The organism is Flexivirga caeni, assembly GCF_003724155.1.
Taxonomy (GTDB): Bacteria; Actinomycetota; Actinomycetes; order Actinomycetales; family Dermatophilaceae; genus Flexivirga; species Flexivirga caeni.
Genome location: NZ_RJJQ01000002.1, coordinates 357079 through 380657, shown reverse-complemented (window position 1 = coordinate 380657; position 23579 = coordinate 357079). Strand labels below are relative to the sequence as shown.

23 protein-coding genes are annotated in these 23579 nt (G+C 69.0%); 6 read left to right on the top strand and 17 right to left on the bottom strand.

Annotated elements, in window-relative coordinates; genetic code table 11:
• Positions 1-16 precede the first annotated feature (16 nt).
• From tatA to pafA, 8 genes are all read right to left on the bottom strand, one after another.
• Positions 17-475 (bottom strand): Sec-independent protein translocase subunit TatA, encoded by a 459-nt coding sequence (tatA, locus tag EFY87_RS04195; protein ID WP_123270181.1) that lies wholly within the window; start codon positions 473-475, stop codon positions 17-19.
• Between the two features lie 52 nt (positions 476-527).
• Positions 528-851, bottom strand: a complete 324-nt coding sequence (locus EFY87_RS04190; protein WP_123270180.1) for a hypothetical protein — start codon at positions 849-851, stop codon at positions 528-530.
• A 7-nt stretch (positions 852-858) separates the two neighbouring features.
• On the bottom strand, positions 859-1824 hold the full coding sequence (locus EFY87_RS04185; protein ID WP_123270179.1) for a helix-turn-helix transcriptional regulator: 966 nt from the start codon (positions 1822-1824) through the stop codon (positions 859-861).
• Positions 1824-2795, bottom strand: a complete 972-nt coding sequence (locus EFY87_RS04180; protein ID WP_123270178.1) for a helix-turn-helix transcriptional regulator — start codon at positions 2793-2795, stop codon at positions 1824-1826. Before EFY87_RS04180 ends, EFY87_RS04185 begins: the two co-directional genes overlap by 1 nt.
• A gap of 43 nt (positions 2796-2838) precedes the next feature.
• Positions 2839-3849, bottom strand: coding sequence for a cation diffusion facilitator family transporter (locus tag EFY87_RS04175; protein WP_123270177.1), 1011 nt, complete (start codon positions 3847-3849; stop codon positions 2839-2841).
• A gap of 27 nt (positions 3850-3876) precedes the next feature.
• A complete protein-coding gene (locus EFY87_RS04170; RefSeq protein WP_123270176.1) occupies positions 3877-4296 on the bottom strand; it encodes an FKBP-type peptidyl-prolyl cis-trans isomerase in 420 nt (139 codons plus the stop codon).
• A 33-nt stretch (positions 4297-4329) separates the two neighbouring features.
• Positions 4330-5385 carry an FKBP-type peptidyl-prolyl cis-trans isomerase gene (locus EFY87_RS21095; RefSeq protein WP_158607503.1) on the bottom strand — a complete coding sequence of 352 codons (1056 nt, stop codon included), beginning with the start codon at positions 5383-5385 and terminating at the stop codon, positions 4330-4332.
• Positions 5386-5459: 74 nt separating this feature from the next.
• Positions 5460-6821 carry a Pup--protein ligase gene (pafA, locus tag EFY87_RS04160; RefSeq protein WP_123270174.1) on the bottom strand — a complete coding sequence of 454 codons (1362 nt, stop codon included), beginning with the start codon at positions 6819-6821 and terminating at the stop codon, positions 5460-5462.
• Between the two features lie 165 nt (positions 6822-6986).
• On the opposite strand from pafA, the gene EFY87_RS04155 reads away from it, so the two are divergent.
• The 3 genes from EFY87_RS04155 (at position 6987) to EFY87_RS04145 (ending at position 10088) form a co-directional block, all read left to right on the top strand.
• Positions 6987-7979: an NAD-dependent epimerase/dehydratase family protein gene (locus tag EFY87_RS04155; protein WP_123270248.1), complete on the top strand. Its 993-nt coding sequence runs from the start codon at positions 6987-6989 to the stop codon at positions 7977-7979.
• Positions 7980-8181: 202 nt separating this feature from the next.
• The gene (locus tag EFY87_RS04150; protein ID WP_158607502.1) at positions 8182-9561 is read left to right on the top strand and encodes a protease pro-enzyme activation domain-containing protein; all 1380 of its coding nucleotides are present in this window, start codon (positions 8182-8184) and stop codon (positions 9559-9561) included.
• Positions 9558-10088, top strand: coding sequence for a S8/S53 family peptidase (locus EFY87_RS04145; RefSeq protein ID WP_123270172.1), 531 nt, complete (start codon positions 9558-9560; stop codon positions 10086-10088). The genes EFY87_RS04150 and EFY87_RS04145 overlap by 4 nt, the downstream gene beginning before the upstream one ends.
• Before the next feature lie 29 nt (positions 10089-10117).
• Here EFY87_RS04145 and EFY87_RS04140 read toward each other — a convergent pair whose 3' ends face one another.
• The 6 genes from EFY87_RS04140 to dop form a co-directional block, all read right to left on the bottom strand.
• Positions 10118-11983 carry an ABC transporter ATP-binding protein gene (locus EFY87_RS04140; RefSeq protein ID WP_181445432.1) on the bottom strand — a complete coding sequence of 622 codons (1866 nt, stop codon included), beginning with the start codon at positions 11981-11983 and terminating at the stop codon, positions 10118-10120.
• A 55-nt stretch (positions 11984-12038) separates the two neighbouring features.
• A complete protein-coding gene (locus tag EFY87_RS04135; protein WP_220093492.1) occupies positions 12039-13928 on the bottom strand; it encodes an ABC transporter ATP-binding protein in 1890 nt (629 codons plus the stop codon).
• Between the two features lie 310 nt (positions 13929-14238).
• Positions 14239-14982, bottom strand: a complete 744-nt coding sequence (gene prcA / locus EFY87_RS04130) for a proteasome subunit alpha (RefSeq protein ID WP_123270170.1) — start codon at positions 14980-14982, stop codon at positions 14239-14241.
• Positions 14982-15794, bottom strand: a complete 813-nt coding sequence (prcB, locus tag EFY87_RS04125) for a proteasome subunit beta (protein WP_123270169.1) — start codon at positions 15792-15794, stop codon at positions 14982-14984. The genes prcA and prcB overlap by 1 nt, the downstream gene beginning before the upstream one ends.
• Before the next feature lie 90 nt (positions 15795-15884).
• A complete protein-coding gene (locus tag EFY87_RS04120; RefSeq protein ID WP_123270168.1) occupies positions 15885-16082 on the bottom strand; it encodes a ubiquitin-like protein Pup in 198 nt (65 codons plus the stop codon).
• A 102-nt stretch (positions 16083-16184) separates the two neighbouring features.
• Positions 16185-17714 (bottom strand): depupylase/deamidase Dop, encoded by a 1530-nt coding sequence (gene dop, locus EFY87_RS04115; RefSeq protein ID WP_123270167.1) that lies wholly within the window; start codon positions 17712-17714, stop codon positions 16185-16187.
• A gap of 84 nt (positions 17715-17798) precedes the next feature.
• Between dop and EFY87_RS04110 the strand changes: the two genes are divergently transcribed.
• From EFY87_RS04110 to EFY87_RS04100, 3 genes are read left to right on the top strand one after another with little or no spacing between them, the layout of a single operon-like run.
• Positions 17799-18830: a Gfo/Idh/MocA family protein gene (locus tag EFY87_RS04110; RefSeq protein WP_123270246.1), complete on the top strand. Its 1032-nt coding sequence runs from the start codon at positions 17799-17801 to the stop codon at positions 18828-18830.
• Entirely contained in the window at positions 18827-19192 is a 366-nt protein-coding gene (locus EFY87_RS04105) for a DUF3054 domain-containing protein (RefSeq protein WP_123270166.1), read from the top strand. Before EFY87_RS04110 ends, EFY87_RS04105 begins: the two co-directional genes overlap by 4 nt.
• A complete protein-coding gene (locus EFY87_RS04100) occupies positions 19189-20439 on the top strand; it encodes a D-arabinono-1,4-lactone oxidase (protein WP_123270165.1) in 1251 nt (416 codons plus the stop codon). Before EFY87_RS04105 ends, EFY87_RS04100 begins: the two co-directional genes overlap by 4 nt.
• Before the next feature lie 29 nt (positions 20440-20468).
• Here the strand turns inward: EFY87_RS04100 and EFY87_RS04095 are convergent, their stop codons facing one another.
• From EFY87_RS04095 to EFY87_RS04085, 3 genes are all read right to left on the bottom strand, one after another.
• Entirely contained in the window at positions 20469-20972 is a 504-nt protein-coding gene (locus tag EFY87_RS04095) for an FBP domain-containing protein (RefSeq protein WP_123270164.1), read from the bottom strand.
• Between the two features lie 244 nt (positions 20973-21216).
• Positions 21217-22437, bottom strand: a complete 1221-nt coding sequence (locus tag EFY87_RS04090) for an MFS transporter (protein WP_123270163.1) — start codon at positions 22435-22437, stop codon at positions 21217-21219.
• Positions 22434-23516, bottom strand: coding sequence for a DNA polymerase III subunit beta family protein (locus tag EFY87_RS04085; protein WP_123270162.1), 1083 nt, complete (start codon positions 23514-23516; stop codon positions 22434-22436). Before EFY87_RS04085 ends, EFY87_RS04090 begins: the two co-directional genes overlap by 4 nt.
• Positions 23517-23579 lie beyond the last annotated feature (63 nt).

Here is a 23579-nt window from a genome sequence, read left to right as displayed (position 1 = left end):
CCGAGCGGGACGTCGATCAGTTGCCGTTGCCCTGGTTGCTGCCCTGCTGGGGGTAACCGGCGGGAGCCTGCTGGTCACCCTGCGGGGCCTGGGGGAAGCCGGGGTTCGGCTGGGAGTAACCCTGCGGCTGCTGCTGAGGGTAACCCTGCTGGGGGTAACCCTGCTGGGGCTGCTGGGGGAAGCCCTGCTGCGGGTATCCCTGCGCGGTCGGCTGACCCTGCTGCTGGTAGGGCGCAGCGCCCGGGATCGGAGCCTCACCGGGTGCGGCGCCGGCCGGCGGCTGGGTCTGGCCCGGCACAGTCTGGTTGGAGGCGGAGCTCTTCGTCGCGTTGTCGTCGCCGAGTTCGCTCTTCAGGATTCGGGCCGAGCGGCCCAGGCTGCGTGCCGCATCGGGCAGCTTCTTCCAGCCGAAGAGGATGACCACGATGAGCACGAGGATGAGAATGTGCCACGGCTCGATGGCTCCACGAAACATAACCAGCTCCTGTTGGGTTGAGTGCAGGCGAAGACCAACGCTCGCACTGTTTTCACCACTCTACGTGATTCGCCCACTCGGGGCGTCGCGACCTGCGGTGTGCCGCGCGCTCGGCGCGTCGGCGCGCGACCAGGTCGGCGCGGATCCGGCGCAGTTCGGCCGGATCGCGCAGCACCGCCAGGTCATCGACCGTGAGCAGCTGCTGCTCCAGCTCACCGACCCTGGCCTCCACCTCGGCGAGCCGCTCCTGGGCGAGTGCGAGCTCGATCCCGAACAGTTTCAACGGTTTCCACAGCCTCCAGAGTCGCCGGCCGACATACACCGTGCCGAGCACCGCGAGCACCAGCCACAGCAGCACCCATTGCCACCACTGCATCGCCGGATCAGTCCTCGTATGCCGCCAGCGCCGCGCGAGCTCCATCGGCGATTTCGGCGCGCAGCGACTCCGGTGCGACGACACGGGCCGAGCCGCCGAGGCGCCATACGAGCTGACGCAGCCAGCGCAGGTCGGCGGTCCGGAACGAGACCGTCAGCACGCCGTCACTCCGACGTTCGACGTCCGTCGCCGGGTAGTAGTCGACGACCCAGGTGGCGTCGGGCTGCAGCTCGACGGTCGCGGACAGGTCGTCCGGACCCGGGGTGAACAGACCGGCGTCGAGGTCACGCGGCCGGGCGCCGGTCGGCGGCGTGCCGTCCTCGTCCAGCAGCTCGACGGACGCGACCCGGTCGAGGCGGAAGAGCCGCACGTCCTGCGCGCGGTGACACCAGCCCTCGAGATACCAGTTGCCGTCGAGCGACACCACCCGCATCGGGTCGACGTCGCGCTCGGTGGTCTCATCGCGGGACGGCACGACATAGACCAGGTGCAGCCTTCGGTGCGCAGCCACGGCGGCTCGCACGGTCGCCAGTGTCTCGGAAGGCACCTCGTCCTCCAGTGCGATCCGCACCCGGTCGGTGGCGCCTCCGAGGTCGCCGGCCGCCTCGACCAGCTTCGCGAGCGCCCGGTCGACCGCGTCGCGCTCGTCCAGGCCGGGCACCGCGGCGAGGGTGCGCAGCCCGGCGATGAGCGCGGTGGCCTCGTCCAGGCCGAGGCGTAGCGGGCGCGCGATGGTGTCGGCGTTGCGCAGGAAGACCCGGCCCTCCTCCCACTCGGCCTCGATGAGGTCGTCGGGCAGGTGGCCGGGCGTGCCGCAGACGAAGAGCAACGCCAGATCGGCCTCCACCTGGGCAGTGGTCACCCCGAGCTCCTTGGCGGCCTCGGCGATGTCGATGCCCTGGCGGTTGACCAGCCACGGCACCATCGTCAGCAGCCGGCCCAGTCGCGCGGTGGCGCTCTCGGGGGTGGCCATCACGCGGCTCCGTTGCGGTCGAGTGCGCCGCGCAGGCGCCGCACGACGGCGGCTGCGAGTTCGGGTGGTGACAGCACCTGCACCGCCGGGCCGAAACCGGCGATCTCGTCGGCGAGCACGCCAGGGTCGGTGTAGCGCAGCGTCAGGCGCGTGCGCCCATCGTCTGCATCGGCCGAGTCGTGTGCCCTGCGGCGCAGGATGTTCCCGGCATGTTCGTGGACGAGCACGACGGCCTCGGCAGGTGGCGTCTCCGGGCCGTCGATCATCGCGATGGGGTCGTGACCGGCGGGGACGTCATACGCGCCAGGCTTGCCGACGCGTTTGACGGCACCCTCGATGCGGCCAAGCCGGAAGACTCGGGGCGCCTGCCGGTCGAGGTCGAAACCGGTGACGTACCAGCGGCCGTGCCAGTTGGCGACACTCCACGGCTGCAGCCGGCGCTGGCTGGCCTCGCCGTGGGCCTTGCGGTAGGCGAAGCTGATGCCCTGGCGGCGCAGCACCGCGTCCTTGACGGTGTTGAAGGCCGGCTCAGTGGTGTGGATGCGCGGCTCCAGGCCAACCACCGAGTTGACGTCTCGCTCCACTTCCGCAGCCTCCAGCTTGCGCAGCGCCGTCGCGGCGGCGCCGGCCAGGCTGGCCTGCTGCCAGGTGCGGCTCGCCAGGCCGAGCACGGCGAACTCGTCCGGCTCGAAGGACAGCTCCGGCAGCGCGTATTCGCGCCGGTCGATGCGGTAGCCGGACTCGTCGTCGAAGAGCGGGTCGAGGGGCTCCATCCGCAGCGGTATGCCGAGCTCGCGCAGCTCGTCCTTGTCACGCTCGAACATCCGGTCGAAGGCCTCATCGGAGGCCGCCTCGCCATACTGCGGCACCGCGTCGCGAATGCGCGCCTTGGCCAGCGGCTGGCGGGTGTAGAGCAGGCAGATCACCAGGTTGAGCAGCCGCTCGGTCTTCGCGGCGGGTGAGTTGGCCATGGTGACGACGCTATCTCATGTGCGGACGAATGTACGACCAGGCTTACCGCGGGTGTGGCTCATCCGGGGTCAGTGACGGTTCGTCGGGTGCGGAGAGGCTGAGTATGGCGCCCGCCACGACCGGGCTTGCGGCGACCTTGGCCTCGAGTGCGCGCAGCCGTTCGGCGACCAGGTGCTCGGCGACGTCGCCGGTGAGGTCGACGTCGCCGACCAGATAGACCCGCCGCGGCCCGACGAACTCCAGCCGCAGGTAGGTCACGCGGGCGACCTCGTGCTGGGCGAGCAGGCTGCGCAGCGCGGCAGCGCGGACGTCGGCGGACACCTCCTCGCCGACCAGGAAACCGATGTTGCGCCTGATCAGGATCACCGCGACGACGGCGAGCACGCAGCCGACGAGGATGGAGCCTACCGAGTCAGGGGTCGGCGACCCGGTGATCTGGTGCAATCCGAGACCTGCCGCGGCGAGCACCAGGCCGGTGAGCGCCGCGGCGTCCTCGGCGAACACGGCCCGCAGCGTCGGGTCGGACGTCGCCAGCACGTGTTCGAGCAACTCGCGGTCGTAGTGGCGCGCCTCGGCACGCGCCTGGCGCACCGACTGCAGGAAGGAGACACCCTCCAGCACGAAGGAGATGGCGAGCACGATGTAGCCGATCAGGAAATCACTGGCGGCTTCCGGGTGGATCAACTCCTGCACACCGTGCCAGATGGACACCGCGGCGCCGGCGACGAAGAGACCGAGCGCCGCGAAGAGCGACCACACGTACGCCTCGCGGCCGAACCCGAACGGGTGCCTCGGGTCCGCCGGCTTGCGCGACCGCTTGTCCGCGATCAGCAAGAAGACCTCGTTGCCGGTGTCCGCCCAGGAGTGGGCGGCCTCCGCGACGAGCGACGCCGACGCGGTGATCAGCGCGGCGATCGTCTTGGCAATGGCGACCAGCAGGTTGGCGGCCAGCGCGATGACGACGGTGAGCGAACTCTCGCCGGTGCTCTCTCCCGACTGCAAGCCGAGGTCGAACGACTCGGGAGCGTGTCGCGGTGCCGGCGCAGGCTGCATGGCCGCCACCGTAGCGGGCCCGGGTGCTCAGCCGAGCCCGAAGGCGCGCCCTGCTCCCGGCTTGCTGGTCGAGACCAGGTCGACCGCGAAGATCAGCGTCTCGTTCGGGCCGATCGCGCCACCGGCACCCCGCTCGCCATACGCCAGGTGCGGGGGTATGACGAGCTTGCGCCGCCCGCCGGCCTTCATGCCCACGATGCCCAGGTCCCAGCCGGCAATGACCTGGCCGACGCCGACCTGGAAGTCCAGCGGCGCGCCGCGGTTCCAGGACGCGTCGAACTCCTCGCCGGTCGACCACGCGACGCCGACGTAGTGCGCCTTGATCTGGTCGCCGGCCTGCGCCTCGGCGCCGTCGCCGACGGTGAGGTCCTCGATCATCAGCTCTGCGGGCGGTTCAGCACCCGGGAAGTCGATCTCCGGCTTGGTGGTGTTCGGGTCGAACGGCATTGCTACCTCGTGTCTTTCGAAGATGGATGGCGGTCAGCCGACGGCGACGATGTCGACGACGAAGACCAGGGTGTCGGTGCCCTTGATGCCGCCCTGGGCGTTGCCCTTGCTGCCGTAGCCGTCGGCCGGCGGGATAACGATCTCCACGCGGTCGCCCACCTTCTTGCCGACCAGCGCCTTGTCCCAGCCCGGGATGACCTGGCCCTTGCCGATGACGAAGCTGGCGGGCACGCCGTAGCGACCGGTGTTGCCGGTCGAGTCGAAGACCTTGCCCGCCTTGCCGTTCGCCCAGATGACGCCGGTGTAGAGCGCGTAGAGGGTCTGGCCTTTCTTCACCGTCGCGCCGTCGCCGTTGATCAGGTTGGCGACTTCGAGCTTCTTGGGCGCGGCGCTGTTGGGCATGGTGATCGTGGCCGGTTTGTCGACGCCGTTCCACTTCACGGTCGGCAGGCCCTTCTGGGGCGCGACGGCGGTGCCGTGTGCGAGGTTCGGGCTCGTGCTGTTGATCTTCAGGTAGAGGACGATGGTGTCCTTGCGGGTCACCCCGAGCTGGGTGTTTCCCTCGTCGCCGAATGCGTCCGCCGGCGGTATGGCGACGGTCTCGACGGTGCCGACCTTCTTGCCGGAGATCGACTTGACCAGGCCGGGCAGCTGGGTCGGGTCCTTGAGGTACATCGGGCCCGCGGTGTTCGCGAACGTGTCGGCGAGTGTCTTGCCGGACGCCCCGTCGACGGCGACGTAGCTGACCGAGACCAGATTGTCGGCGGCGACGACAGCACCCGAGCCCTGAGTTTTCACGTCCGTCGTCGTCTGGTTCACCTGGAACGGCTTCTTGCCGAGCTTGACGGTCGGGCTCTCCCCGGACGGCGTCGTGACCTGGATGGCGCTCATCGGGGAGACGTCCGCCGCGGGGACCGTATAGGGGCCAGTCGGTGTCGCGCTCGCCGAGGTCGTCGCGGACTTGGTCGCAGTCTTCGATGCGGAACTTGCGTTGGAGCTGCTACTGCCGCACCCGGCGAGGAAGAGCACGGGAAGGGTGCCTGCCGCGAGCAGGCGGAGCGGGAAACGGCGCACGTCGAAGAACCTCATGGAGACACTGGGAAATGGATGACCGGGCGCCACCATAACCAAAGCCGCTGTGGGTGGGGGCCGGCCGGGGCTGGCTACATACCGTCGACGAGGCGGTCGACGCGCTGGTCGCTGGCGCTGAACGGGTCCTTCACCAGCACCGTCCGCTGCGCCTGGTCGTTGAGTTTCAGATGCACCCAGTCGACGGTGAAGTCGCGGCGGGCCGCCTGCGCGGCGCGGATGAAGTCGCCGCGCAGCTTCGCCCGTGTCGTCTGGGGCGGGAAGGTCTTCGCCTCGAAGATCTCGACGTCGGAGCAGGCCCGGGCCGCCTTGCCGCGGCGTTGCAGCAGGTAGAACAGGCCGCGTTCGCGGTTGATGTCGTGGTAGGTCAGATCGAGCTGCAGCATGCGCGGATCGTCAAGTGCCAGACCGTGTTTCGCGGAATACTGGTCGAGCAGCTTGTGCTTGATGACCCAGTCGATCTCGGTGTCGACCAGGCTGAGGTCGTCGGTATCGATTGCGGTGAGCGTGCGCTCCCATAGATCCATGATCCGTTTGGTGAGGTCGTCGGTGATGGCATGACTGTCGACATACGCCCTCGCCCGCTCGAAGTATTCGGTCTGCATCTGCAGCGCGGACAGCTCGCGTCCGTTCGCCAGGCGCACGGGCGCCCGCCCGGTGATGTCGTGGCTGATCTCGCGGATCGCGCGGATCGGATTCTCCAGGCTCAGGTCACGCATCGCGACACCGTCCTCGATCATCCGCAGCACGAGGTGCGCCGAGCCGAGCTTGAGCATCGTGGTGGTCTCGCTCATGTTGCTGTCGCCCACGATGACGTGCAGCCGGCGGAACCGCTCGGCGTCCGCGTGGGGCTCGTCGCGGGTGTTGATGATCGGCCGTGACCGGGTGGTGGCGCTGCTGACGCCCTCCCAGATGTGATCGGCGCGCTGGCTGACGCAGAAGGTCGGCTTGTGCCCGAGCACGGCGATTTTGCCGGCGCCGCAGGTGATCTGGCGGCTGACGAGGAACGGGATGAGGATGTCGGAGACCTGCTGGAACTCGCCCGCGCGGCCGATCAGGTAGTTCTCGTGGCAGCCGTAGGAGTTGCCGGCCGAGTCGGTGTTGTTCTTGAAGACGAAGATCTTGCCTTCGACGCCTTCCTCGGTGAGTCGTGTCTGCGCGTCCTCGACCAGGCCCTCGATGATCCGCTCCCCCGCCTTGTCGTGGATGACGGCCTCCCGCACGTCGTCGCACTCCGGGGTGGCGTATTCGGGATGGCTGCCGACGTCCAGGTATAGCCGGGAACCGTTGCCCAGGAAGACATTCGAGGAGCGGCCCCACGAGACGACCTTGCGGAAGAGGTAGCGGGCCACCTCGTCGGGGGTGAGCCGGCGCTGCCCGTCGAACGTGCACGTGACGCCGTATTCGTTCTCGATGCCGAAGATCCGCCGCTCCATACATCGACCCTAACTGTCCACGCGTCGCCCGCGCGGAGCGTTTCGTATGGCGTGCGGGCGGCGTCGGTGTCCCCAAGGCGCGACGGTCGAGCTTTCGGGATGCGATCCGGCGCGAAATTCGTCCCGAAGGCGCGACGGTCGCGAGAACGGGACGATCATGGCAGCATGCGATTTCTGGTTCTCGGTGGGACGGCGTGGCTCGGCGGCGAGATCGTGCGGGCGGCGCTCGCCCGTGACCACGAGGTCGTGTGTATGGCGCGCGGCACGCGGCCCGTCCCGGAAGGAGCCGAGCTGGTCGCCGGGGATCGTGATGATCCGCAAGCGTATTCGGCACTGACGGGTGATTTTGACGCCGCGATCGACGTCACCAGCCGACCGGCGCACGCACGTGGCGCCGTCGACGCGCTCCGTGACCAGGTCGCGCGGTGGGCATTCGTGTCGACGTGCTCGGTCTACGCACAGGACGACCGGCCAGGCCAGGACGAGTCGGCGCCGCTGCTGCCGGCCTGGACCGGCGAGTTCGAGATCGAGAAATACGGCGAGTGCAAGGTGGCGTGCGAGGAGGCGGTGCTCGCGGCATACGGCGACCGGGCGCTGATCGCCCGGCCGGGGCTGATCACCGGACCGGGCGACGCGAGCGACCGCACCGGCTACTGGCCGCTGCGCTTCGCACACCCGGCCACCGAGGACGGCGCGGTGCTGGTGCCCGACGCTCCTGACGCGTCGGTGCAACTCATCGATGCCCGCGATCTCGCGCAGTGGCTGGTGGAGTCCGTTGAGCGTGGGGTCGGCGGCGTCTTCACCACGGCCAGCGAACACCGCTCGCTGACCGACTATCTCGCGCTCGCGCGATCCGTGGCCGGGCACGCCGGGCCAGTAGTTGCCGTTGACCAGGACTGGATCGAGCGACACCAGATCGCGCCCTGGGCCGGCGACCGCAGCTTCCCGCTCTGGCTGCCGCAGCCGGAGTATGCCGGATTCGCGACTCGCATCCCAGCCGCTGCTCGAGCCGCCGGGTTGCGCACCCGTCCGCTGGAGGATTCCATTCGCGACACCCTCGCCTGGGAGCTGCGGACCGGACCGGGTCGCACTCGCCGCGCGGGACTCTCCCCCGCCGACGAGCGCGAGCTGATCGCCGCGGCCCGACGCGACGCGTAGGGCCTCCGCGACCGGCAGACGGGCCGTCCGCGGTCGGGCGCGATCGCCGCCGAAATCCGATGCACACGAAACCAGTGCCATTTCACATCGCGTTGCTACGGTCCACATGAGAGCACTACTCATCCAAGGAGGGCAACCGCAGATGTCAAGACGGAAATTGAGCAGGCACAGGAAGAACGCGTCCATAGCGTCGATCGGAGCAATGGTCCTGGCGAGCTGTTTCGCCGTCACGTCCTCGGCCATGGCGGCCCCTGGGCACGGCGACCATGCGGCCGCTGCACGACGCTCGCTCTCCACCCCGGTCTCGGCGACGGGCCGGTCGGTGGCCGGATCGGCGAACCTGCGGGTCAGCGTCTCGCTGAACCGCGACGCGAGCGCGATGAAGGCGATGGCCACGGCGGTCTCGACGCCGGGGTCGGCTTCGTACCGGCAGTTCCTGAGCGCTGCCCAGGTGTCGAAGCGCTATGGCGCGACCAAGGCACAGCAGAGCGCCGTGCGGCGCTGGCTGGCCGCATCGGGCCTCAGAGTCACCCACACCGACCCGTTCATGATCACGGCGACCGGACCGGCGAACCGGGCCGAGCACGCACTCGCGGCGCGCATCGGCTCCACCGGGGCGCCGGGCAGCAGTTCGGCTCGTTATGTCGCGCTGTCGCGGATGAGCGTGCCCGCGAGCGTCGGCAGCGTGGTGAACACAGTGAACCTTTCCCCCATCAAGGTCGCAGCCCTGCCCACCCCGCTGCCCAACACCCCGACCACCTCCACGACCGGCGCGCTGACCACGGCCGGTCTGCACGCACCGAGGCCGTGCTCGCAGTACTTCGGGCAGAAGATCGACACACAGGCCCCGCCCGCCTACGGATCACATCTGCCCTACTCCGGCTGCTGGTACACCCCGTCGCAGGTGCGCAGCGCCTACGGGTTCCCGAAGAAACTGAGCGGCAGGGGCGTCACCGTCGCGACCATGGGCGGCGAGCCGCTGACCGGCGGTCAGGCGAGCATCCAGAAGTGGTCGAAGCTCGTCGGGATCCCCCAGCTGAGGAGCGGCCAGCTCACCCAGATCGGGCTGGAGCCGACGAGCAAACAGAGCACGCCGGTGGCCCTCGATGAATGGGTCGGCGATCTCGAAGCAGTACACGGCCTCGCACCCGACGCGGACCTCGTCTACGTGTGGAGCGACGGCTCCATCACCGGTGACCCCTTCGCCGACGACCTCACCAGGGTGGTCGACAACCACCTCGCCGATGTCGTCAGCGCGTCCATCGGTGACACCGCCGACTGGGACAGCATTCTGAACCCCGTGCTCCAGCGTGCCGCGCTGGAAGGCATCACCGTCAACGAGGCCGCCGGTGACTGGGGCTCGCCGGTCGACAAGAGCTCGGACCCCAACGGCTACATGCGCGACCCCCGTGGGAGACGATCGTCGGCGGGACGAGCGTCGCGATCGGCAAGCACGGCAACTACGAGTGGGAGGTGCCGTGGGCAGACACCCGGACGACGCTCGACACCAAGACGCACAGCTGGAACCCGGCCGCGCCCGGACCGGCGCTCTATTACTACGAGGGTGGCGGCGGCGTCATGAAGACGCCCGAGCCCTGGTACCAGGAGGGCGTCGTGAGCAACAATGTGGTCGACGGCGTGGCCCGGCGTGTCGGACCTGATGTGGCGATGGAGGCCGACTGCTTCGTCGGCGGCTACCCGGAGGGCTATTACCTGCCGAAGTCGGCGACGCAAGCGAGCACGACATGGTACACGCGCTCGTTCTGCGGGACGAGCATGGCGTCCCCGATGTTCGCCGCGCTCGAGGCCAACGTCATACAGTCCCGGCATGGCATCCCGCTCGGATTCTTGAACCCGACGCTCTACGGGCTCTACGGATCGACCGGGTTCCACGAGGTCACCGACACCCCGCTGGGTGCCGGAGTCACCAAGGCAGTGGTTCTCCCGACCGCTAGCACCACCTACTTGTTCAGCCAGGGACAGTGCGCCGCGCAGAACGCCGACTCCCAGCCGATCCCGCTCGTGACGCCGTACTGTGGCACGGGATTCAACCAGGTGACGGGGCTCGGCAGCCCGGCCCCGGCACTGTTCGGACTCCTGAAGCAGTAAGGCGAGGGACGATCGCTCGCCGCCGCGTCTCAGGCCAGTGACTCCACCCAGGCGCGGTGCAGGGCGGCATACCTGCCGTCCGCTGAGCCGATCAGGTCGGCGGGCGATCCGTCCTCGAGAACCCGGCCGTGCTCCAGCACCAGCACCCGGTCGGCGACCTCCACCGTGGAGAGCCGGTGGGCGATGATCAGGGCCGTGCGGTCGGCGAGCACTGTCTCCAGTGCGCGTTGCACCAGGCGTTCGCTGGGGATGTCCAGCGATGAGGTCGCCTCGTCCAGGATCAGCACCGCCGGGTCGGCTAGGAAGGCCCGCGCGAAGGCGACCAGTTGCCGCTGACCCGCCGACAGCCGCCCGCCGCGTTTGGCGACGTCGGTGTCATAGCCGTTCGGCAGTTCGCCGATGAACTGGTCGGCGCCGACGGCTTCCGCGGCGGCGCGGATCTCGGCGTCGGTCGCCTCCGGCTTGCCGAAGCGGATGTTGTCGGCGACGGTGCCCTCGAACATGAAGTTCTCCTGCGTGACCATCACCACGTGCCGGCGCAGCTGGGGCTGGTCGACATCCCGCAGATCGGTGCCGTCCAGGCGCACGGCGCCCGACACGGGGTCGTAGAAGCGGGCCATCAGCTTGGCGATCGTCGTCTTGCCCGCACCCGTCGTGCCGACCAGGGCAACGGTCTGCCCGGCCGGGATGTGCAGGTCCAGCCCGGGCAGCACCGGCCTGCCCTCGACGTAGGAGAACTGGACATTGTCGAATTCGACTGCGCCCTGAACTGTTCCGAGCTGCACCGGCTGCTCCGGGTCGGCGATGCCCGGTTGGGTCGCGAGCACGGCGGCCAGCTTCTCCAGCGCGGACGACGCCGACTGGAACGTGTTGAAGAACTGGGTGATGTCCTGCATCGGCTCGAAGAACATCCGCAGGTAGAGCAGGAACGCTGTCAGCACGCCGACCGTCATGTGGCCCTCGAGGACACGCCAGCCGCCATACACCAGCACGACGGTCGTCATGATGTTGCCGACCAGGTCGACCGAGGGCATGAAGATCGCGACCAGCCGGAAAGTCTTCTCGTTGATCGCGCGGTAGCGGTCGGCGACCTCTTCGAAGATCTCCTGGTTGCGCGGCTCGCGCCGGTAGGCCTGGACGGCCTTGATGCCGGTCATCGTCTCGACGAACTGCACGATGACCAGCGCGGCGCTCTCGCGGACCTCTCGGTAGGTCCTGCGCGAGGCGTTGCGGAACCACCACGCCAGCGCGACCAGCACCGGGAAGCTGATCAGGCAGATCAGGCCCAGCTCGACGTTGAGCACCACCAGCAGGACTGCCGTGCCGATCAGCGTGAGCACGGCGGTCAGCAGACTGTCGAAGCCGTTCTCCAGCATGTCCTGGATCGCCTCGACGTCGTTGGTCGAGCGGCTGACCACCCGCCCGGAGGTGAACTTGTCGTGGAACGTCACGTCCAGCTTCTGGAAGTGCCGGAACACGCGGCGCCGCAGGTCGAGCAGCGCCAGCTCGCCGATGCGGCCGGACTGTCGCAGGAAGGTCACCCGGCTGGCCGCTTGCACCGCCACCACCCCGACCAGCACGGCCACGATGACCAGCAGGTCGTGCGCGTCGTGGTGGTGCGTGATCGGCGGGATGCCGTGGTCGATGCCGAACTGCACGAGGATCGGCACCGACAGGCGGGCGGCGTTCTCGATGACGACGATCACGGCGAGTGCCGCAATCAGCTTCGTGTATGGCGCGAGCAGCGACCCCAGCAGCTCGCGCGCATTGCGGCGGGTGGCCGATCCATGGTCGACCAGGTCCTCGCCGCTGCTGTCGGCCATCAGGCCGCGCCAGCGCAGCGACGCGTCCGAATCCTGCTCTGCCGCAGGGGTTTTCGTGTCGGTGGTGGTCATCGAGGTCCTCGCGAAGTATCGGAGCGACGAAGGAGCGGAGAACTTCGTGGGGTGATCATCGACCCGCTCCTTCCGTGGCGCCGTATGGCGTGGGGCGTGACCGGAGGGTCGCACACTCGCGGCACGTGTCGTCGGTGCACTCGTCGACGTCGTGCTGCTCCCGCAGACCGGTGCGCCGGTCGTCGTCGGACCACTCCGGGTCCGGCTCGGCGCCGTCGTCGAGTTCGTCGTCGGCAGCAAGGAGATAGCGATAGCTCGGCACTGTCGCGAGCAGCTGTGCATGGGTGCCGACGTGCGTGATGGTGCCCTTCTCGATCAGCGCGACGCGATCGGCGAGCAGTACTGTCGACGCCCGGTGTGCGACCACGATGCCGGTCACGTCCTGCAGCACATTGCGCAGCGCGTGCTCCACAAGCGCCTCGGTGTGCACGTCCAGCGCGGACAGCGTGTCGTCGAGCACCAGTACCTTCGGTGTGGCCAGTACCGCCCGGGCGAGCGACAGCCGTTGGCGCTGGCCGCCGGACAGGCTCATGCCTTGCTCGCCGATGCGGGTGTCGAGGCCGAAGGGCAGCTCGTGCACGAACTGTGCCTGCGCGACGTCGATCGCCTCGGTGATCTGCGCCTCGGTCGCGTCCGGCCGGCCGAGGGTGAGGTTCTCGCGGACCGAGAGCGAGAACAGCGTCGGGTCCTCGAACGCGGTCGCGACCGTGCTGCGCAACGCGGGCAGGGTCAGCTCGCGTATGTCGGTGCCGTCGATCTCGATGCTGCCCTCGGACACGTCATACAGGCGCGGGATCAGGGAGGTCAGGACCGACTTGCCCGACCCGGTCGCACCGACCAGCGCCACTGTTTCCCCGGGCGCGAGCTCGAGGTCGACGTGCCGCAGCGCCCAGCCCGAGTCGCGCTCGTCGTCGGAGGGGAACCGGAAGCCGACGTCACGCAACCGAAGCCGGCCGGCCGGACTCACCGCGTTGACCGGACCGTCCGCGATCGGCTGCGGGGCGTCGAAGATCTCGGTGACGCGGTCGGCTGCCGTCATACATTCCTGGGTCAGGGAGAGTAGGAAACCGAGTGAGGCGATCGGCCAGACCAGCGACAGCATCATGGTGATGAACGCGACGAGGGTGCCCAGGGTGATCCGGCCGTCACCGGTTGCGGCGGCGCCGAGCCCGAGCACGACGATCAGGGTGAGGTTCGGGATCACCTCCAGCAGCGTCCAGAACCGCGCCTGCAGGCGCACTTTGCGCAGCTGGATGTCGAAGAGCTCGGTCACCTGGGTGTCGAACCGGTCGTAGACGTAGTCCTCGCGCCCGAATGACTTGATGACCCGCAGACCGAGCGCGGACTCCTCGACACCGGTGGCGACGACGCCCGCCTGGTCCTGCGCCATCCGGGAGAACTTGGTGTATTGCCGCTGGTTGTGCAGCACCGTCGCGGCGATCGGCACGATCGAGATCAGCACCACCACGCCGAGCGGCCAGTAGAGCCTCAGCAGGATGCCGGAGACCACGACGATCTGCACGATGTTGAGTGCCAGGAACACGATGCCAAAGCTCAAGAACCGGCGAACCGTGCTGAGATCGTTCATGATTCGTGATAAGAGCTGCCCGGACTGCCACTGGTTGTGGAACGACATCGGCAGCACCTGCAAGCGCGCGTAGAGGTCCTCGCGGATGTCGCGCTCGACGCCCATGGTCGCTCGCGACACCAGCCAGCGCCGGATGAACCACAGGATCGCCTCGGACATGCCGACCCCGAGTGCGGCGGTGCCGAGCAGCCACAGCCCGTGTTCGTCGTGATGACGCACCGGGCCGTCGATGACCGCCTTGGTCATCAGCGGTATGGCGATGGTCGCGCCCAGGCTCGCGAACGCCGCCACGAGCATGGCCGTCCAGCGCACCCGGTAGGGCTTCAGATACGGCAGCAGGCGAAGCAGGTTCGTCATCCGCCTCGGCCGGTCGCGCGGCGGACGGAGGGCGGGTGCAGACACCAGCCCCGCCGGGACAGCGGGGCGGGGTGCGTCGGTGGGCCGGGATACCGGGATGGGCTGTCGGGTCATCGGGTGGTGCAGCCTCCTGGGCGAGTCACGGTGTGCGGCGCACCCAGCTTCGGCGTTCAAGCGCACTGGAGGTCAAGCCAGCGCAGTATGACGGTGCCGGTGCACCGCACGCGCCCGCGTGAGGAAGTTGGGTTGTTCAATGCATCATGTCAGAGCTCACTGACAGCGGTCATCCTGATTACCCGGACGCTGACGGTCAGGCGCCCGGCTGGTCCTCGGTGTGCGGCACGTCCGAGGTCGGGTCGTCCGGGCTGAGTAGCGCGGTGAGCAGCGAGTTCTCGATGCGCCGGAACTTGCGGCGCTCGCGCGCGCGGTCCAGCACGGCGACCTCCAGCTGTCCGGCGGAGAGCACTCGGGCGTCACCACCGCCGGGGCTCTCCCCCAGCAACTGCACCGCGAGGCGAAGCGCTGTCCCGAGGTCCATGCCCGGCCGCCAGTGCTCCTGCAGTCCGGACGTGATGTCCTCCGCGCCGCCACCCATCGCGACGAAACCCTGCTCGTCGCCGACCGACCCGTCGTAGGTCAGCCGGTAGATCTGATCGTCCTGCGGGTCCTCGTCGACCTGGGCGACGACGATCTCCACCTCGTAGGGCTTGGACTCCTGGGTGAAGACCGTGCCGAGCGTCTGGGCATAGGCGTTGGCGAGACCGCGCGCGGTCACGTCGGACCGGTCGTAGGAGTAGCCGCGCAGATCGGCATACCGGATGCCGGCGACGCGGAGGTTCTCGAACTCGTTGTACTTGCCGACCGCCGCGAACGCGATGCGGTCGTAGATCTCGGACACCTTGTGCAGCGCGCGGCTCGGGTTCTCGGCGACGAAGGCGATACCCCCGTCATACGCGAGGACGACCACCGACCGGCCGCGGGCAATTCCCTTGCGGGCGTAGTCGGCCCGGTCCTTCATCAGCTGCTCGGGCGAGACGTAGAAGGGCATCGACATTACCGGGTGCCTCCGATCTCGCGGCGGGACTCCAGGACCTGCGCGACCACCGCCGCCAGCTCGTCGTCGGTCACGAAGCGCGTGCCCTCGCCGTCGACGATCGCCACCGTCGGCCAGATCCGGCGGCCCAGGTCGGGGCCGCCGGTCGCCGAGTCGTCGTCGGCCGCATCGTAGAGGGCCTCGATCGTCACCCGCACCGCGTCGTCCTGGCTCAGCTCGCGCCGCCACAGCTTCTTCAGTGCTCCGCGCGCGAAGAGCGAGCCGGACCCCACCGAGTGGAAGTCGTGCTCCTCGTAGCAGCCGCCGGTGACGTCGTACGAGAAGATCCGGCCGGCGCCCCGGCCCGAGTCGAAGCCGGCGAAGAGCGGCACGACCGAGAGCCCCTGCATCGCCATGCCGAGGTTGCCACGGATCATCGTCGCCAGGCGATTTGCCTTGCCCACCAACGAAAGCCGGGTGCCCTCGATCTTCTCGTAGTGCTCGAGCTCGACCTGGAAGAGCCGCACCATCTCGATCGCGGTTCCTGCTGTGCCGGCGATGCCGACCGCCGAGAAGTCGTCGGCCGCGAAGACCTTCAGCATCTCGTTGTTCGCGATCAGGTTGCCCATCGTCGCGCGGCGGTCACCTGCGAGCAGCACGCCGCCGGCATACGCCACCGCGACGATGGTGGTGCCGTGCGGCACGTCGACCGCCGCAACCGGCAGGGTGCGCGACCCCGGCACGAGGTCGGGCGAGTGCGCGCTGAGGAACTCGGTGAACGACGACGAACCGGTCTGCAGGTAGGACGCCGGAAGTTTGCTACGTGCGGTCATTGACGGTCTCTCTGCACAACGAACGGGTCCTCCGCGAGGTACTCGGAGGAGCGGGTGGGGTACCGGGGCGGGGGAGAAACTTCGTGGGGATCACTCGCCGCCCTTTTGGACGAAGCCGCGCACGAACTCCTCGGAGTTGGACTCCAGCACGCCGTCGATCTCGTCCAGCACGCTGTCGATGTCGTCGTCGAGCTCCTGTTTGGCCGGTGTCGCGGCAGGCGCCGGGGCCGGCACGTCGTCCGGGTCGGCGTCGCGGCGCTGCGGGTTCTTCTGTTCCTGCGTGGCCATGGCGGTGTCCTTTCGTTCCTGTCCTGGTCTCCAACCCTACGTTGACGGGCCGGTATGGCGCGCGGCGCCCACGGTTGCGCGGCGGGTCGCTCGGACACCCGATCAACCGCGTGTCGCGGCACCGTCGGCGAGCATCCGCAACAACTCGTCGGCCGAGGCTGCGCGGTCGAGCAACTCCCCCACGTGTGCCTCGGTGCCGCGCTCGGGCTCTAGCATCGGCACCCGTTGCAGGCTCGGCTGCGACTCCACGTCGAAGATCACCGAATCCCAGGAAGCCGCGGCTACCTCGCGCGGGAACCGCGCCAGGCACGTGCCGCGGAAGTAGGCGCGCGTGTCCCGCGGTGGAGTGTTCACGGCGTCCTTGACGAGCGCCTCGTCCACGAGCCGCTCGACCCTCCCGGCGGCCAGCAGCCGGTTGAACAGTCCCTTGTCCTCGCGCACGTCGGACCACTGGATGTCAATGGCGCGCAGCCGGGGATCCGACCAGTCGAGGCCGTCGCGGGCCCGGAAGCCCTCCAGCGTCTTCAGCTTGGTCACCCAGTCGACCTCCCGGTCGGCTTCCATCGGGTCGCGCTCCAGCTTCGTGAGCACCTGCTCCCAGCGCGTCATGACTTCGGCGGTGTCCTCGTCGAGCTCACCGGCATACTTCTGCTGCAGCCAGGTTCCCACGAGTTCGTAGTATTCCCAGAGCAATTGGATGCCGGTGAGAGTGCGTCCGCTGGAGACCTGCACGGTCGTGCGCAGCGTGGGATCGTGCGAGATGCGGTGCAGCGCCTCGACCGGCTTGTCGACCGTGAGGTTCCTGCCGACCGCGCCGTCCTCGATCATCCCGAGCACCAGACTGGTGGTGCCCAGCTTGAGCAGATTGGTGACGTCGCTGTGGTTGGCGTCGCCGAGGATCACGTGCAGCCGGCGGTAGCGGTCGGCGATCGCGTGCGGTTCGTCGCGGGTGTTGATCAGCGGTCGTTTGAGCGTGGTCTCCAGGCCGACCTCGACCTCGAAGAAGTCGGAGCGCTGGGCGAGCTGGAATCCGGGCCGGGTGGACTCGGCCCCGATGCCGACCCGGCCCGAGCCGCACATCACCTGCCGCGCGACAAAGAAGGGGATCAGGTGCCGCACGATCTCGGCGAACGGTGTGGCCCGGCTCATCAGGTAGTTCTCGTGCGTGCCGTATGACGAGCCCTTCCCGTCGGTGTTGTTCTTGTAGAGGTTGACCCCGGCCGTGCCGGGACGGGCGAGCAGCCGCACCGCCTCCCGCATGATCGCTTCGCCGGCCCGGTCCCAGGCGATCGCGTCGCGCGGGCTGGTCACCTCGGGCGAGCTGTATTCGGGGTGCGCGTGATCGACATACAGCCGGGCGCCGTTGGTGAGCACGACGTTGGCGAGGGTCGGGTCCTCCTTGTCGGTCAACTGACTCGGGTCGGCCAGGCCACGGGCCAGGTCGAAGCCGCGTGCGTCGCGCAGCGGCGCTTCGTCCTCGTAGTCCCAGCCGGCCCGGGCCGCGCGCATCCCGACCTGGCTGGCGTATGCCGTGACGACCTTCCCGGACAGGACCATCGGGTTCGCCATCGGGTCGCCCGGCACGGAGATGCCGTATTCGGTCTCGATGCCCATGATGCGCCGCACAGTCATGTTCCGACCCTATGACCGTTGCCCGGCCGGCACGTCACGAGCCGTCCACTCCCTGGATCGCAGCGGCCTGGAAAGATGACCGGCATGACCGCCGAGCTTCCCGCCCCGCGCACCCCCGACCCCCGCGATGCCCCCGCCCTGCGTTGGGGCATCCTCGCTCCCGGCGGCATCGCCAGGGCCTTCGTGACGGCACTGCTGGCGGAGACCGGCCAGCAGGTCGTGGCGTGCGGGTCGCGCAACATCGACCGCGCCCGCGGATTTGCCTCGGAGTTCGGTGGATTCACGGCATACGGCTCGTATGACGAGCTGGTCGCCGCCCCGGAGGTCGACGTCATCTATGTGGCGTCGCCACACTCGGAACACCACGAGCACGCGCTGCTGGCGCTGCGCGCGGGGAAGCCGGTGCTGGTGGAGAAGGCGTTCGCCCGCAACACGGCCGAGGCGACCGAGGTCGTCGAGGAGGCCCGCGCACGCGGTCTGTTCTGCATGGAGGCGATGTGGTCACGCTTCCTGCCCCGGTATGACGTTGTGCGCCAGGCAGTTTCCGGCGGACTGCTCGGCGAGCTGGACACGATCGTCGCCGACCACGGGCAACTGCTCTACCCGGACGGTCCGCGACGGCTCGCCGACCCGGCACTGGCCGGCGGTGCGCTGCTCGACCTGGGTGTCTACCCGATCTCGCTGTCGGCGATGCTGCTCCCCGGTGAGCTGGCCGTGCACGCCACCGGGTCTCTGACGCCGGAGGGCGTCGACCGCGCCGGGACCATCACCCTGACCAGCGGCGCGACGGTCGCCTCCTGTGTGACCACGATGAGCGGGCAGACCGCCAATACGGCTGTCATTGCGGGAAACTCGGCACGATTGGAACTGCCGGGATGGTTCTACCAACCCGGTGAGGTCCGGCTCGTCGCACCGGACGACACCGTCCTGGACACCTACCGGCCGGCGTCGGTGGCGCACGGGCTGCACTTCGAGGCGGTCGAAACCGCGCGCCGGATCACCGCCGGAGACATCGAGTCACCGCTGATGCCCTGGGGCGAGACGCTGCGCATCATGCGCGTGATGGACGAGGTGCGAGCGCAGCTCGGGGTGCGCTTCCCAGGAGAGCACCGGTGAGGACGCGGGTCGTTCTGGCCGGCGTGCTGGACGCCGTCGTCGTCATCGTCTTCGCGGCGATCGGCCGGGCGTCCCATCACGAGTCGGATCCGGTGACCGAGTCACTGCTGACGGCGTGGCCGTTCCTGGCCGGTGCCGCCGTCGGGTGGGTCATCAGCCTGCTGCGCGGCCGGGCACCGTTGCGGGTGGTCGACGCGTTGCCCGTGTGGGTGTGCGCGGTCGCCGTCGGCATGGTGCTGCGGCACCTGACCGGCCGGGGCGTGGTCTTCTCCTTCGTCGTCGTCGCATCGATCTTCCTCGGCCTGTTCATCCTCGGCTGGCGGGCGATCGCCGGCGTCATACGGCGTAGGGAGCACGCGTGACCACCAACTGGTCGGGCACCTACGACTTCCGCGCGCCGCGACGGGAGCGACCCGGCTCGATCGCGCAGTTGCAGGAACTCGTCGCCGGCTCCCCCGCAGTGAAGGTCGTCGGCTCCGCACACAGCTTCAACAGCATCGCGGACAGCGAATCCGGTTGTCAGCTGGACCTTTCCGCACTCATCGCGGACCCGGTCTTCGACCCGGAGAGCGGCTCGGTCACCGTGAGCGGCGCCATGACGTATGGCGCGCTCGTGCCCCATCTCAGGGCCGCGAGGCGGGCACTGCCCAACCTCGCCTCACTCCCCCACATCACCGTCGCCGGCAGCGTCGCGACCGGCACGCACGGCTCGGGCACGCGCCAGCCGGGACTGGCCGCCTCGGTGGAGGCTGTCGAACTGCTGACCGCCGAGGGGCGGCTGCGCTGGATCGACCGCTCGGACCCGGACTTCGACGGCATGGTCGTCTCTCTCGGTGCGCTCGGCGTCGTGACGCGGCTGCGGCTGGCAACGGTGCCGGACTTCCAGGTGCGTCAGGATGCGTTCACGGGGATGGGCTGGGGTGAGCTCGTCGCGGAGTTGGATGACGTGCTGGCCGCGGCATACAGCGTCAGCGTGTTCGGGCGCTGGATCGGCGAGGGGCCCGATCACGTCGTGCTGAAGTCGCGCGTCACCCCGGCGAGCACGCAGCCTATGCTGCCGGGCGCTGTCCGGATGCCCGGCACGCTGCACCCGATGCACGCCACCGGGACAACTCCGGAGGCGGTCACCGTGCAGGGCGGCGAGCCTGGGTCGTGGGCCGATCGGCTGCCGCACTTCCGGCTCGGCTTCACCCCCAGCGCGGGCGCGGAGATCCAGTCGGAGTTCTTCGTATCCCGGGCGGACGCGGCTGACGGCGTCGAAGTGTTGCTCGCCGTCGGCGACCAGCTTGCCCCGCACCTGTTCATCACGGAAATCCGTGCTGTCGCAGCAGATTCGCAATGGTTGAGCCCGGCATACGATCGCGACTCGGTGGCGTTCCATTTCACCTGGAAGCCGGACGCGGTGGCCGTTCAGCACGCAACCGCGGTGGTCGAACGCGCACTGGAACCGCTGTCGCCTCGGCCGCACTGGGGCAAGGTGTTCACCTACCCCGGGCGCCTCGACTTCGCCTATCCGCGGCTCGACGACTTCGACGAGCTCCGGTGCACGCTCGACCCGCGTGGAGTGTTCCGCAACAACTTCGTGGCCAGTCACGTCGCACGGGACTGAGGCGCGCACGTGCCCGGCCACCCGGGGTGTCACCGGGTCGCCGCGACCTGCCGCACGAAGTCGCTGGAGTGCGCGCGCAAGGCGCGAATCCGCTTGTCGATCAGGTTCATCCGGTCGACCTCGTCGCGGCTGCCCACCTCCGAGAGCGTCGGAGTGCGGCGGACGTTGCCGTTGCAGCCGAAGTCCGTGCAGATCAGCGTGCCGATGGTGTTGCCGGCCCGCCCGGGAGCGCCGGCACGGCGCGCGACATACATCGTCACATCGGTCGCGACGACGACGTCCCGGCACCACGCGCACAGGGTGCGTCGGCGCGGTCCGGCCTTTGGCGCCGCGGTGAGGCGGACCCCGGTCGGCGCGCCGTCGAGTTCCAGCACGACATAGGCGGTGTTGTCCTTCTTGCGGTCTCGCCAGCCGATCAGATCGGTTGCGGTCCAATCGATCTCGGCGAGGTCGGGCGCCGTGGCCTCGCGCACCTCACGACGTGAGGCGTTGATGAAGCTGCTACGGATCGCAGGGTCGTTCAGGGGTTGCATGGGTAGTGGTCCTTCGCACGAGCTCTCGACGGTATGACGCGCTCGGGTCACGCCGTCCGGGCAGCATCGTGCACCGGTCCGCGGGGAGGAATCCCCCGGCAGAACGGTGCGTCACGCTGCCGCTGAGCAGGCCACGAAGGCCGACCTCGCTCTCTGCGGTCACCCGACCGCCATACCGGAACATCCGTTGGGCGGTGCAACCCACACCGCCAGCATCCACGGTCTCACGAGCGGGGCTCTCTCGTCACGCGGATTTGCGGGCCCGGTCAGCGGGCGACCAGCCCGAGCCGGCCGCCCACCAGACCAGCGTGACGAGCAGCAAGGCCGCGCAGAGGGCGATCGCCCACCGCGCGCCGAGTTCGTCCGCGATTGCGGTGAACGCAATTGTGGCGACGAGCAGCGTTGTCATCTGGGCGAATACGAGCAGGGCCTGGTAGCGGCCCAGTTGATACAGCGGGGTGGCCTGCAGGTATGCCGGCCACAGGTGTCCGGTGCAGACGGACACCCCGATGCCGACCACGACGGTGGACACGAAGCCAGTCGCCGCACTCGGGCACACGGCGAACCCGGTCAGGCCGAGCGTGATCAACAGCAGGCCGACCGCGACCGCACGGTCGATGCGCCGAGCCGTGCCGCATCGCGCGATCGTGGCGGTGACGATGATGCCGCCGACCAGCCAGCCGGCTTCGATCAGCCCGGATGCACCCGGACCCCAACCGGATTGACGTGAAAGGAGCGACGGACCGTAGATCATCGTCGGCAGGACACCGGCCGCCGCGACGCCGGTCGTCACCAAGACAGACCGCAGCGCAGGGGTGCGCCATACGGTGCCAAGCGGCTGGAGCATCGACCCAGGGGTTGCCGACGTGGACGCCGCAGGTGCGTATGGAGGCCGAATACACAGCAGTACCATGAGAATTGCCGCGAACGTCACTCCATCGACGACTGCTGTGCCAGTGAAGGCGACGGCGGACACGGCCAGTGCGCCGCACGGCGGGCCGGCGATCCGGGCGAGTTGCGACAAGGTGCTGTTCAGCGCGGTGGCCCGCGGCAGCGCGTCCTCGGTCGCGAACAGCCTCGGCACCACCCCGGTCGCCGGCAGGTAGAACGCGCCTTCGATGCCCGTCACGATCGCGACCACGACCAGCAGCCAGGGGTGGACGCCGGCAAGCGAGGCGCTCAGCACGGCGAACGCGCTGAGCACCAGCATGAGTGCATCTCCGGCGACGAGCATCCGCCGGATGCCGAATCGATCCGCGGCGACGCCACCGAGCAGCAACAGTGCGGCAGTCGGGAGTGTCATCAGCACTCCGATCACACCGGTGAACCCCGCCGAGATGCCGGCCGAATACCAGGTCATCGCGAAACCGAACGCCGAGCTGCCCAGCGTGCTCGCGGCCGCCGCGCTCGCCCACCAGACGTATGCGGGCGGCAGGCGCTCCGCGGTCACCGCCTGCGTAGTCACGCGCGGTCGTCGCGCCGCACCGGCATCACGACGGTGGTGAAGGTGCCCTGGTCGGCCGAGCGGACGACGACGGGACTCCCCTCGCGTGCTGGGAACTGCAGCAGCACCTCCGGCCCGACGCTCACGTCCAGCGCGCCGAGCAGCAATTGCGGCCGGAAGGCTGTCGCGAGCGGTTCACCGGTCGTGATTGCCGGCAGGCGCACGCCGTGGCGGTCCCCGTCGACCCGCACATCGAGTCGGCGGTCGCCCGTCGTGAGCACGATGACGTCTGCGTCATCGTTCGCCAGCAACACCTCGATCAGTCGCAGCCGGTCCACCGTGACGCGTCCGGCCGCTGCCGGTAGCGCACTCAATACGGACTGATACGAAGGGAATTGACCTTCAATGGCGGACATGTCGAGGACGTCGTCGTCACCTTCGAGTCGGGCAACAGTGTCCTCGATCCGCAGCCGCACGCGGTCGTGGCCGGCTGCGAAGGCGACGATCTGCGGAGTCGCCTGCGCGGCGACGATCACCTGCCGGTCGGCGCCCGAGATCGCCTCGATCGGGAGGGTGCGCACGGCCATCCAGTAGCGGTCGGTCGCGACCACGGTCAGCTCGGCATCGGCGGCCCGCAACAGCACGCCCTGCAGCGCCGGTATGTCGGCAGTGGCCGCCGTGGCCGGAGCCACCTGGCGCAGCGCACTCGCGAGCTCGGGGCCGGGTATGACGACGGTCGTCGGCTGGGCCTCGTCGCTCCGGTCGGGCAGCGTCGCGATGACGTCCTCGGCCACCTCGTGAGCAGTGCGGGCGAGGTCGCCGGTGCGCTCGACATACGATCGAAGTGCCGCACGCGCCTGCTCCGGCGGGCCATCCAGCACGGTGCGAATGTCCTGCAACGGCAGCCCGATCCCCCGCAATCGGCTGATTGTCGCGGCACGTCGCTCCTGCCCCGCGGAGTAGTAGCGGTATCCGCTGGCGGGGTCCACGTCATACGGCTGCAGGAGTCCGCAGTCGTCATAGAAGCGCAATGCGCTCGAACTCAGCCCGACCAGCCGCGCGAACGCCCCGATCGTGAGCAGTGATTCCTGGTCAGCCACGCCTCCATCGTGGGCCCTCGACCAACTGGAAGGTCAACTTTCGCTCGGGAGACTGGCGTGGTG